Annotated in this window: 11 protein-coding genes and 5 pseudogenes; 5 read left to right on the plus strand and 11 right to left on the minus strand. The window is 68.5% G+C overall.

What is annotated here, in order from left to right:
• Positions 1-268: 268 nt before the first annotated feature.
• Positions 269-393 (plus strand): annotated as a pseudogene (locus IF89_RS49785) (IS630 family transposase); the annotation flags it as partial.
• Positions 394-436: 43 nt separating this feature from the next.
• Here the strand turns inward: IF89_RS49785 and IF89_RS48155 are convergent.
• From IF89_RS48155 to IF89_RS42945, 6 genes and pseudogenes are all read right to left on the minus strand, one after another.
• The gene (locus IF89_RS48155) at positions 437-718 is read right to left on the minus strand and encodes a hypothetical protein (RefSeq protein WP_234327969.1); all 282 of its coding nucleotides are present in this window, start codon (positions 716-718) and stop codon (positions 437-439) included.
• Complete coding sequence (locus tag IF89_RS48160; RefSeq protein WP_234327970.1) at positions 715-1,146, minus strand: transposase; 432 nt, start codon at positions 1,144-1,146, stop codon at positions 715-717. The genes IF89_RS48155 and IF89_RS48160 overlap by 4 nt, the downstream gene beginning before the upstream one ends.
• A gap of 274 nt (positions 1,147-1,420) precedes the next feature.
• Positions 1,421-1,712, minus strand: a pseudogene (locus IF89_RS42935) (IS3 family transposase); the annotation flags it as partial.
• A gap of 605 nt (positions 1,713-2,317) precedes the next feature.
• On the minus strand, positions 2,318-2,695 hold the full coding sequence (locus IF89_RS0132880; protein ID WP_030775908.1) for a hypothetical protein: 378 nt from the start codon (positions 2,693-2,695) through the stop codon (positions 2,318-2,320).
• 4 nt (positions 2,696-2,699) lie between these two features.
• Complete coding sequence (locus tag IF89_RS0132885; protein WP_030775911.1) at positions 2,700-2,951, minus strand: hypothetical protein; 252 nt, start codon at positions 2,949-2,951, stop codon at positions 2,700-2,702.
• 73 nt (positions 2,952-3,024) lie between these two features.
• Positions 3,025-3,248: pseudogene (locus IF89_RS42945) on the minus strand (IS701 family transposase); the annotation flags it as partial.
• A gap of 420 nt (positions 3,249-3,668) precedes the next feature.
• Between IF89_RS42945 and IF89_RS48170 the strand changes: the two are divergent.
• The 3 genes and pseudogenes from IF89_RS48170 to IF89_RS48180 form a co-directional block, all read left to right on the plus strand.
• Positions 3,669-4,014 (plus strand): annotated as a pseudogene (locus IF89_RS48170) (transposase); the annotation flags it as partial.
• 172 nt (positions 4,015-4,186) lie between these two features.
• A complete protein-coding gene (locus IF89_RS48175; RefSeq protein WP_234327971.1) occupies positions 4,187-5,026 on the plus strand; it encodes a hypothetical protein in 840 nt (279 codons plus the stop codon).
• Positions 5,027-5,368: 342 nt separating this feature from the next.
• A pseudogene (locus tag IF89_RS48180) lies at positions 5,369-6,606 on the plus strand (transposase).
• A gap of 57 nt (positions 6,607-6,663) precedes the next feature.
• On the opposite strand, the gene IF89_RS0132895 reads toward IF89_RS48180, so the two are convergent.
• Genes IF89_RS0132895 through IF89_RS0132905 form a run of 3 tightly spaced genes read right to left on the minus strand, consistent with a single transcriptional unit; the run spans position 6,664 to position 8,546 of the window.
• Complete coding sequence (locus IF89_RS0132895) at positions 6,664-6,975, minus strand: calcium-binding protein (protein WP_030775914.1); 312 nt, start codon at positions 6,973-6,975, stop codon at positions 6,664-6,666.
• A gap of 8 nt (positions 6,976-6,983) precedes the next feature.
• Positions 6,984-8,204 (minus strand): hypothetical protein, encoded by a 1,221-nt coding sequence (locus IF89_RS41205; RefSeq protein ID WP_234327972.1) that lies wholly within the window; start codon positions 8,202-8,204, stop codon positions 6,984-6,986.
• A gap of 54 nt (positions 8,205-8,258) precedes the next feature.
• Positions 8,259-8,546: a hypothetical protein gene (locus tag IF89_RS0132905; RefSeq protein ID WP_158718016.1), complete on the minus strand. Its 288-nt coding sequence runs from the start codon at positions 8,544-8,546 to the stop codon at positions 8,259-8,261.
• An 88-nt stretch (positions 8,547-8,634) separates the two neighbouring features.
• Between IF89_RS0132905 and IF89_RS0132910 the strand changes: the two genes are divergently transcribed.
• Positions 8,635-9,105, plus strand: coding sequence for a single-stranded DNA-binding protein (locus tag IF89_RS0132910; protein WP_030775925.1), 471 nt, complete (start codon positions 8,635-8,637; stop codon positions 9,103-9,105).
• Positions 9,106-9,112: 7 nt separating this feature from the next.
• Here IF89_RS0132910 and IF89_RS46385 read toward each other — a convergent pair whose 3' ends face one another.
• Together IF89_RS46385 and IF89_RS0132920 are read right to left on the minus strand one after the other, a co-directional pair.
• Entirely contained in the window at positions 9,113-9,436 is a 324-nt protein-coding gene (locus IF89_RS46385; protein WP_158718017.1) for a DUF3024 domain-containing protein, read from the minus strand.
• A gap of 4 nt (positions 9,437-9,440) precedes the next feature.
• Entirely contained in the window at positions 9,441-10,043 is a 603-nt protein-coding gene (locus tag IF89_RS0132920; protein WP_051808008.1) for a recombinase family protein, read from the minus strand.
• Between the last annotated feature and the right edge of the window lie 250 nt (positions 10,044-10,293).

A 10,293-nucleotide genomic window follows, 5' to 3' on the forward strand; every position in this document is an offset into this window, starting at 1 on the left:
ACTCATGCACCACTACTCACACCAGCCTCAGTGGTCCCAGCCAAACCAGAGCGCAGACCCATATAAAGAACCCCGAATATGGGCTAAACGCCCTCTCAGGCAACGTTTCGCCCTGTGATGATGTGTCGGCCGGTTGCTGCGGAGGTGGTGCGGTCAGAATGATCACGTGGCTGAAGGTGTGCGGGTGCGGGAGATCGACGATGACGAGGCAGGCGGTTGCTGCGGCTCATCCGGCGCGGCACGGGGTCGGTGGCCTTCACGCTTCCCGGCCGAGCTGGCGGACTTCCTGGTCGCCGAGGGGGTGGTCGACGACGTCAGCCACGAGGGCCTGCGCATCCTGCTCCGCGAGAAGGCGTCTCTTTTCAACGCCTGAAGACCTGGCAGGCGAAACGCCTGGCCCGGAGGGGCTGGCTGGAAGCGTCGCCGACGGGCCAGCTCACGCCGCGGCCTCCCAGCTCGACCAGTCGGCCGACGGGACCGGTACGGCCCGGCGGGCAAGGCGGCGGCTCATGAGCATGGCCTGCGAAAAGTAGATGAATGTTTCGCTACTGCGCTTGACGATCTCCAGCGTGAGCTGGAGTTTCCCCTTCGCCCAGGTGACCAGCCGCCCGCGGTAGCCGCCGTCCGCCCCCACCAGCGTGACCTTCCTGAACCGTGCCCGCAGCCCGACCAGCAGGAGGTCGGCGGCCTGCCGGCCGGTGGTGCTGCCCGCGGTCACGAGCACCACCAGGAGCAGGCCGACGTGTCGGTGATGACGTGCTGACGTTGCCCGTTGACTTTCTCGCCGCCGTCGTAACCGCGCGTGGCCGCCGGGACCGAAGCGGCGGCCTTGACGGACTGTGAGTCGATGAGCCGCGGTCGGCTCCACTGCGCGCCCCCCTCAGCGAGACGGACCCGGCCGCACAGCCGGCTGTGGAACTCACGGGCCAGGCCCTGCTCCCGCCACCTGCGGAAACAGGCATACACCCGGTCCCAGGCGGGAAAGCCGGCAGGCATCGACCGCCACGTGATCCCGTTGCCCATGACGTAGAAGATCGCATCCGACACCTGCCGGCGGCAGTAGCCCTCGGGCTGCCCGCCCCGGCCCTCCAACCACGCCGGGACCGGCAGCCCGCCACGCACCACCGCCCACTGCGCGTCCGCCATATCCCACGGATACCTGCGCATCCCGTTCGGACGGTCGCCCGCGTTCCCGAACCGATGCGCCAGTCAACCACACTATGGAGCAGACGAGTTGAACACGATTGGCGTGACAGCGTAGAACTGCATCAGCAGGGCCTCCCGGGCTCACGAGTTGGCTTCGCAACCCTCGTGCTGCACCAGAGGCCCTGTCCTCATGCACGTCACGGCAAGGTTCACCCGCCCCGGCCCCCGCGTTCGATCACATCACGCTCATGATCGATAGGACAACCGCTTCTTACGACAGCCAGCGGAACAGCTCGAGCCGGTCTGCGCCCTCGAGGTCTAGCGGCGTTCGTGAAGCAGTTCGCGTTAGAGGCCCTGAAAGACAACTCCGCGCGCGCATTTCCGTAATTTGAGCCGACCCGTCCCGTGCTGCGGCTGATGCCGTGGCGGCGGCAGACGTCAGCGAAGGCGGCCGGGTTGCACTGGGCGCCCCTGCTGGTGTGAAAAACGACGCGGCCACAGCGGGCGGCCACGGCCATCTCGATCCCGTCCGTGACCATCGCGGTCCGCATGTGGTCCGCGATTGAGGTCAGCTTCAATGGGTTCTGACTCTTGATCCTGGACGCCTGAGACACTGAGCATTTTCAGCGGCGAGTCTCAGGGCGAGGACGGCTCTGGCGACTGACGTGAGATTGTTCGAGCTGAGGCGAACTTTCCGAAGGATGCGCCAGGTCTTGATCCGGACGATCGCTCTTTCCACGGCCCATCGGAGCGGCGAGCAAGCATATCGCTGCCGATCCGTACTGTGACTGGGTCAGGGCAGCGGGGCGAGCCGCCCCCAAGGGCGCCGACGGGAAGACTCCGCCGGGCCGCCTACGCCGCTGGAGGTTGAGAACGCCGCTCTGCGCAAGAACGGCAAGCAGAAGGGTGCGCTGAACGAGATCGTTGTACGGAAGCCGTGGCGGGGCGGCGGTGTCGCCTGGCAACTCCACGAAGCCTGGCTGGCGCAGCGCCAGGAAGAGCGTGTGACCCTGCTGGTGGACCCGGCGGCCGGCAACGGAGCTGTGCAGGCCGTGTACCGAGGCGTGGGGCTACTCCAAGATCGGCGAGCAGCAGCCCTTCCCCGACTCGCCGGTCTACGCCTCAATGATCAGGCCCGTGCGAGCCTGATGAAGGCGTATTCCAGGCCGCCTCAGCCTTCTTGGAAGGACCGGAGCCGGTCCGCGATGCCGTAGGTGTCGAGTCGCAGGGATCGGATGTCCGTGATGAGGTCGCGCCACTGCTCGTACTGGGCATCGGCGCGCTTCCCGGAGGCTTCCAGGTAGGCGAGGGCGACGCCATAGCCGTACGCCTCGTTGCGTGCAGGAAGCGGGCGCAGAAGCACGGACTCCTCTAGGAACACCGCGGCGCGCCAGAATGCGTCCGGGTCTGCCTTGTCCAGGCGGGGGGTGTTGACCCGGTGCCGGGCGGCCATGCCGACCAGCACGGAGAGGTCGTTGACGGTCAGGTCGGAGCGGAGGATGTCCTCCTGGCGGTCCAGGAGCCATCGGTAGTCGATGAGCAGTTCCACCGGTTCAGGCCGCTCGCGGAGTGTTGTGGGCGGGGGTCGGCGGCAGTCCGCCGAAGTCGGCGTCGAAGCGGTCCATGATCCCGGGCGCGCCGGTGGCCCGCCGGAACGCGGCTGTGGCGGTGTCCAGCAGCTGCTCCTGCTCCTTCTCCGCGGCAACGCGTGCGAGATAGTCCTTCATGGACACGCCCGCGGCGTTGGCTAGTGCCTTTAGCCGGTCCCGGGTGGTGTCGTCGATCTTCATACTGGTATCTGCCATGCTTTGAGTATGCTAGTGGGTATACGCGGTCGGCTACCGATTTCGGGCCAAGCTCGCTGCGCCCTCTTGAGGAACCGGTGTCGTCCGCGATCGGCGCATATCCGGATCGCCGGGGTTCTCAACCACGTACTCGCGCACGTCGTCGAGGACGTCGTGCGCGTCCCAGTTGATGCGGTTCATCAGCCGGGTCCGGTCAGGCCCCGCATGGCCAGCCTCCTACGCCGGCGTCCAGCCGTTCTTCCGCTCCAACGGAGCGATCAGACCCCGCATACAGGCAAGCGCCGACTCGCGCGGCTCTGACACTTACATAACAGCAGGTCAGGGTGGCTGTAGGCAGGCTGGTGGCCCGGCCGCTGTGCCGGATGTTCGGGCTTGGCGGTCAGCCTGTGGTCTCACTGGGGTAGCCGAGTGGCTGAGCTGGCCGATGGCCCGGCGGATGGCGCGTTCGAGGTTTCGCCATGTGAAGAGGCGCCGCGCAGGTCCCTGTACGCGACGTTGTCGGTGAGTATGTGCCAGATTGGGTTGTGATCGAGTGCTCGACGGCGCCCAGGGCCCTGGGCGGGCTGCGGCGGGAGGTAAGCCGCTTGTAGCGGGCGGCGAGGTAGGTGTCTTTGGGTTCTGACGGTGCCGAACGCGGCGAGTCCGAGGGCACCTTTGATGAGGGGGGAGGACCAGGCCGTGGGCGCCGAGCTGGGCCAGCCAGGCCGCGTCCGAAACGTCCGTCGTCTTGCGGCCGGGCGGGTCCTTGACCCGTCGGGCGTTGACCAGGATCACGTAGCCAGGGACACGGTGCTGATCGGGGACGGCACTCTCGTGCCCGCCCGCGGCCACACGGCGGCCGGGCAGTCCAAGACTGCCGGTACTCCACCGCCCGCCAGGCCGTCATCGACGCGGACACCCGACTCGCCGTGGTGGCCGGCCGGCCGCTTCCGGGCAACCGCCACGACTCCCGCGGCTGGGAGGAGCCCGGCGTCCAGCCGCCGCCGGCAAGATGGCCACGATCGCCGACGGCGGCTATCAGGGCACCGGACGGGTGACCCCTGACCGTCGGCAGCGCGGCCAGGCCGGGCATCTTCGCCACCGTCCGGTCCCGGATGACGTTGGAGGACCGGGCCCGGCTGCTGGCCGCTGGAGGTGGGCGGGCTGGATCGCAAGAGCGGGCTGAACCGGCTGAAGAAGCCCGCGAGCGGCCGAGCTGGAGCCATCTGAAGGAGCAGCACAAGCAGCTTCAGTGGGTGGACGGTCTCGGGAACACCGGCGCGTGGCTGGCTGGGATCGCGCCCGGGAAGATCGCCGACTTCGCGGCCGAGGCCGGCGCCCTGGACGCGGCGGAGCTGCGGGACTACGTGACGGGCAAGCTCATCGCGCTCTTGTCCTGCCTGGTGCACGCGCCCCGTCGGCGGGCCCGCGACGATCTGGCGGAGATGTTCTGCAAGCGGGTGGCGGCCAAGCTGAAGAACGCGAAGGACGAGCTGGAGGAGATCCGCAAGCAGCAGCAGGCGCTGGTGGAGCGGATGATCGGCACCTACCGGACGGTGCTGGAGCGGATCAACCCCGCCGACCTCGTGCAGCGGGGTCCGGAGGGGGTGCCGGTCCCGTTCCCGGCGGGGAAGAAGGCCCGCCGCAAGGCGGCGCGGGCGCTGGCCTCGAAGCGGGTCGCCGCGCTGGCGCTGGCGCAGAAGGCGGTGCCCAGAGCTCGGGGTCGTTCGCGGCGGAGTTCGCCGACATCGAGGCGGTGGCCGCGCACCACGGCAACAACCACGAGGTACTGGTCGCCCGCTTCTACAAGCGGGACCGGGCGCCGATGTTCGATCTGGTGGGCACGCTGGAGTTCGAGGCGGTCAGTGAGGTCCGGCGGGTCCTGGACGCGCTGGCGCACGCGCGGGCCCACCAGAGCGCGACCCGCGAGTACATCGGTGAGTTGTACGAGGGGGAGCCGCTGGACCTCGGCTTCGCCTCGCAGAACTGGCAGCGGGCCGTCCGCGACCGGCGCAAGCCCGGCACGCTGGACCGCCGGCGCTTTGAGACGCTGGTGTTCACCTACCTGGCTGAGCATCTGCGGACCGGCGATGTAGCCATCACCGGCTCGGACACCTTCGCCAACTGGCTTGATCAGCTGCCCGACTGGGAGGACTGCGGGCCGAAGCTGGCGCAGCTGTGCGAGGAGACCGGGCTCCCGGACACGGCCGCGGGGTTCACCGCTGCCCTGCGCGAGCGGCTAGAGAGCACGGTGGCGGAGGTGGATTCCGGGTACCCGGACAACGCGGACCTGGTCATCGACGAGAACGGGGTGCCGGTGCTGCGCAAGCAGCGCGCCAAGGGCGTCAGCGCCCTGGCCGAGGCGGCTGGAGGCGGAGGTCAAGGCGCGGATGCCCTAGCGGACGCTGCTGGGCCTCTTGTCGCGCACCGCGTACTGGGTGGAGTGGTGGAGCCGGTTCGGCCCGGCCTCCGGCAGCGACCCGAAGCTGAAGGACCCCTTCGGCAGGTACGTGCTGACCACCTTCGTGGGCGGCATCAACATGACCTTCGCCGAGGCCGCTCGGCACATCGCCGGGGTCTCCGCGCACGAGCTGAGCGCGATCACGAACCGTCACCTCGGCGTGGACAAGATCAACGAGGCGATCACCGACGTGGTCAACGCGTTCATGCGCCTGGACCTGGTCAAGGCGTGGGGCGACGGGACTTCCGTGGCGGCCGACGGCACGCAGATGGGCACCTTCATCGACAACCTGATCGCCGAGTCCTCGATCCGTACGGAGGATTCGGCGGGATCGCATACCACCACATATCGGATCAGTACATCGCGTTCTTCTCCAGATTCGTTCCCTGCGGCGTATGGGAGGCCGTCTACATCATCGACGGGCTGCTGAAGAACGCCTCCGAGATGAAGCCCGACACGATCCACGCCGATACGCAAGGGCAGTCGTTCCCGGTCTTCTGCCTCGCCCATTTGATGGGGGTTGAGCTGATGCCGAGGATACGGAACTGGAAGGACCGCACCTGCTACCGGCCCTCCACCAGCGTCCGCTACCGGCACATCGACGTCCTGTTCGACCAGGGCGGCCGCAACGTCATCGACTGGCGGCTGATCGAGACGCACTGGCGCGATCTCATGCGCGTCAGCATCGCGATCCGGGAGGGCACCCTGGCCTCGCCGCTGCTGCTGCGGCGCCTGGGCAGCAACTCCCACCGCAACCAGATCTACCGGGCCTTCCGGGAGGTGGGCCGGGCGGTCGCGACTGTGCAGCTGCTCAAGTTCATCTCGGATCCGTCGCTGCGCCGCCGGGTGACGGCGGCCACCAACAAGGTGGAGTCGTTCAACAACTTCACCGACTGGCTGGCGTTCTGCAACGGCGGGATGATCGCCGAGAACGACCCGGTCGAGCAGGAGAAGGCGGTGAAGCTGACGTCTTTGCTGGCCAACTGTGTGATCTTCCATACGACCCTCGACCTCATGGAGGTCGTACGCGAGCTACAGGGGGAGGGCTGGCAGATCACCGGGGAGGACCTGGCCGCGATCAGCCCGTACCTGACCGACCACATCATGCGGTTCGGCACCTACGCCACCACGGAGCTCACCGCGCGCCCGGACGCGTTCGACCCGCACTTGGACGTCGACTTCGATGTTGAGGAGCCTGAACCGGCAGCGCCATGACGGAGCCGGCCGATCAAAGTCATTCAGCTCCTTCACCACAGCCCGGGTCCGCCGTGCTCATGCGGCCCAGTGCCGGTAGGCGTGGATCCATTCGGCGCCGTCCGGGGCGGGGGTGGGCAGGGGGAGGTCGAGGATGGCGATGGCCTGGCGGTGTGGGCCGCGGCTGCACCAGGCGATGATCCCGCTTCCGGGCGTGAGGTCGACGGAGTCGACGGTGGCGCTCGTTCCGAGCACGGTCGTCTCGAACGGGATCGCCAGATGGTCGACGAGCATCGTGTAGAAGCCGGTGAGCTGCTCGTCCTCGTCGTAGGCGTCCACGGTGGCGTCCTCGATCAGGGCTTCCAGCTGCGTGTCGCTGAGCTGGTGCACCGGTGTCCTCAATCCGGTGTGCGCAGGAGTTCGGCGAGGCGCTCTCCGACGACGGAGAAGCTGGGGGCCTTGTCCTGCTGAAAGAAGGACTTCTTGCGGCTGCGCAGCAGGTCTTCGCCGTCGCGCGTCCAGGAGAAGCCGGGCTTGCGCAGGAGGGCGCGGAAGACCGCGTCCGCGCCGTCGGGGTGGCGCTGGACCAGGCGGCGTAGGGGAAGGGGCGAGACAGTGTCGTCGCTCAGGTAGTTGCGAAGCAGGGTGATGTAGGTGTGGTCGCCAGCCAGGGCGGGGTTGGCGAAGAGGGTGTCCAGGCGGCCGAAGTCGAGGTAGTAGTTCAGGCCTTCGATCTCGTCGTAGATCAGCCCGACGCTGTCGGCATCCATGTAGTACCCGGGCAGCCGGCCCATCTCCTCGGCGTCCGGAGCGCTGTTCGTGGTGGGCCCGCCGTCGGTTTCGGCTGATGGCATTGCTTCCTCCAGGCGGCGCCGGTGGTGCTCGGCCAGCTGTTCCTGGGCGGTGGCCGGCGGCAGGATCACGAGGTCGGACCCGAACCGGTCGATGAAGACGGCGCGGTCTTCTGCCTGCATCTGCCAGGCCCGCCGTACCAGATCCCGGTTGCGGCGCAGCAGACCCGGGTCCGCGGTCGCCATCCGCAGGGCGGCCCGTGCGACATCCGGGCCCGAGGACTGGGGGTAGGGCGAGAGGTAGCCGCTGACGAGCCAGTGACCAATGACCGGATGGACGGGCACGATACGGCCGTAGGTGAACATCCCCTGCTCCAGGACGGCCAGTGCCTCGGAGCCCATGTTGGAGCAGACGGGGTAGTGCAGGTCATCGATGAGGTTGTGGAATACGACAGTGCCTTCGTCGGCCCGGTGGACCTCGAACAGTCCCTCCACGACGTCGCGCCAGCCTAGCAACATCGCGCGCTCGTCGGCTGTCAGGGGCGGCCGGCGCTGGGCGATGAAGCGTTCCACGACTGTGGTGCCGTCGTGGAGCCGGTGCTGCAGGGCGAAATGATCCACGGTGCGCACGGCGATGCCCTCGTCCAGCAGACCGCTGCCACCGGCAGCCCGCAGGCGGGCGGCCAGCTGCCTACCGAAACGGGAATGTTGAGCGAACTCCACCAGCTCGCTCTTCAGCTCCCCGCTACGGGCCACCAGTTCCGTGACCGGCATCGACAAGGCCTCGGCCGCCGCAGCGCCGTCGGGCGTGTCATCGTCATGGGGCACCTGGAGCATGGCCACCTGGATCCTGGTTCGAAGCGGGCATATGGCGCCGCCACTCTACCGGCGCAGCGGCTGCCGGGTCCGTGCATCGCACAGGCTGGGCACACGCCGGGGCAGCGGCGGCAGGCTTATCGCGCCATCACCCGCGGTGTGCTGCTCGGTGGCGGCCAGAAGGTTGCGGATCTCGATGACTTCCTTGCCGGTGCGCTCAGCTATCCGCGCGACCGGCTCCCCACGCCGGTACGCGGCCACGATCGCCGCGCTCAGATTCCGGCGAGCCACATGCAGTGCTTCCTGCGCCGCGGCCAGTGCCGCGGTCGCCCGCCTCCAGCGTGTTGTCCTCATCCGTCATAACCTGCCATCGTGCCAGCCCGGGGGCTGGGCCCGGTACGGTGGTCGTACTTCGGCAGCAGACACAAAAGGGGTGGCGGGCATGGCGGGCGAGACGCTGGTGACTGTGGTCGGCAACCTGACGGCTGACCCGGAGCTGCGGTTCACCGCCGCCGGTATCCCGGTCGCCGGTTTCACCGTCGCTTCCACCCCACGCGTGTACGATCGCGACCGCAGCGAATTCACCGACGGCGAGCCGCTGTTCCTGCGCTGCTCGCTGTGGCGGGCGGCCGCGGAGAACGCCGCCCAGTCCCTCACCAAGGGCATGCGGGTCATCGTGACCGGGCGGCTCAAGCAGCGCACCTTCGACGACAAGGAAGGCCAGCGCCGTACCACCGTTGAGATCGACGCCGAGGAGATCGCTGCGTCTCTGACCTACGCGACGGCGACCGTCACCAAGACCTACCGCTCCGGCGCGGTTTCCCAGGGTGCAGCGGCACCCGCGCACAGCCAGTCTCCCGGGCCGGCACAGCAGGCCCAGCCCACGGCGCCCGCTGAGAACTACCCGTTCTGAGCCGGTCTCAGCCCCAGAAGGCGTTGCGGGGATCGTCCAGCATGGCCAGTGCCTGGTCCAGCGACGGGACCGCCGACAGGTGATCGCAGGGGTACCAGCGGCCGTTGCGGTCCGCCCCGTCCACCAGCCAGCCTGCATCAGTGGACCGCAGCCGGGCGACCCGGCGAGAGGTCCATTCACCGACACCGTCCCACGGAGCCCGCTCCTCAGTGATCGCGGCAGTACTACCGCGCACCACGCAGCCCACACTTACCTCGGCCCTCGCGTGGTCGGGAACCTGCTGCCCGGCCCATTTCGTCAGCCGGGCCCGGTCCGTCTCGGAGATCTTCACACCCCTACCCTACGCACCCGGCGCCGGGCCTGATGTTCCCACCAGCTTCCTGTTGGTCCGCGTTCTGGGCGCGTTCCAGGACCCGGTACACCGTCGCCCGGGACACCGAGAAGATCTCGGCAAGGTCGGCGATGGTGTACTCGCCGCCCCTGTGCTGCACGACGAGGTGGGCCTGCTGCCGGGCGGAGAGTTTGGGCTGCTTGCCCCGCAGCTTCCCCTTGGCCCGGGCGACGGCCATGCCCTCGCGGGTCCGCATCCGCAGAAGATCCACCTCGAACTCGGCGAAGGTGGCCAGGATGTTGAAGAACATCTTACCCATCGGGTCGGCCGGGTCGTACAGCGAGCCGCCCAGCGACAGCTTCACCCCGCGACCGGTGAGCCGGTCGCCGATCTCACGGGCATCGGGCACCGAGCGGGCGAGCCGGTCGAGCTTCGGGACGACCAGGGTGTCCCCGGCCCGGACCGCGGCGAGCGCCTGGTTGAGCCCGGGGCGCTCCCGGTTGGTGCCGGTGAGACCTGCTCCTTGTCGGGGCCGGTCAGGGCGCCGTCCTTGCCGTAGTGCAGGACGGTGTTCGCGCCACCGGCCTGGGCCCGGCGGACCCAGCACACCCCGCGGCCCCGGCCAGCCTCCTTCCGCCCACCTCCCCGGAAAAGAGGGCCGGGCCTGTCCTCCCGGTGACCGCTGCCCACTCCCCCGCGCTGTCCTCTGATCTGAGGACGCCCCGGCTGCCGTGCCGGTGGAAAACTGGCGCTACAGCACGCCGATTCGACCCAGAGGTGGCCGGCACATGAATATCAGGATGAAAATAGCGACTGTACTGGCCGGTGCCGCACTGTGCGGGACCGCAGCCATAGGC

This window comes from Streptomyces sp. NRRL F-2664, assembly GCF_000719345.1.
Lineage (GTDB): Bacteria > Actinomycetota > Actinomycetes > Streptomycetales > Streptomycetaceae > Streptomyces.

Excerpts from the sequence above, each read along its gene's own strand:
- IF89_RS48160 (WP_234327970.1), bottom strand. The coding sequence starts at position 1,146 with ATGGCGGACGCGCAGTGGGCGGTGGTGCGTGGCGGGCTGCCGGTCCCG.
- IF89_RS0132885 (WP_030775911.1), bottom strand. The coding sequence starts at position 2,951 with ATGGCAGATACCAGTATGAAGATCGACGACACCACCCGGGACCGGCTA.
- IF89_RS0132905 (WP_158718016.1), bottom strand. The coding sequence starts at position 8,546 with ATGAGGACAACACGCTGGAGGCGGGCGACCGCGGCACTGGCCGCGGCG.
- IF89_RS0132910 (WP_030775925.1), top strand. The coding sequence starts at position 8,635 with ATGGCGGGCGAGACGCTGGTGACTGTGGTCGGCAACCTGACGGCTGAC.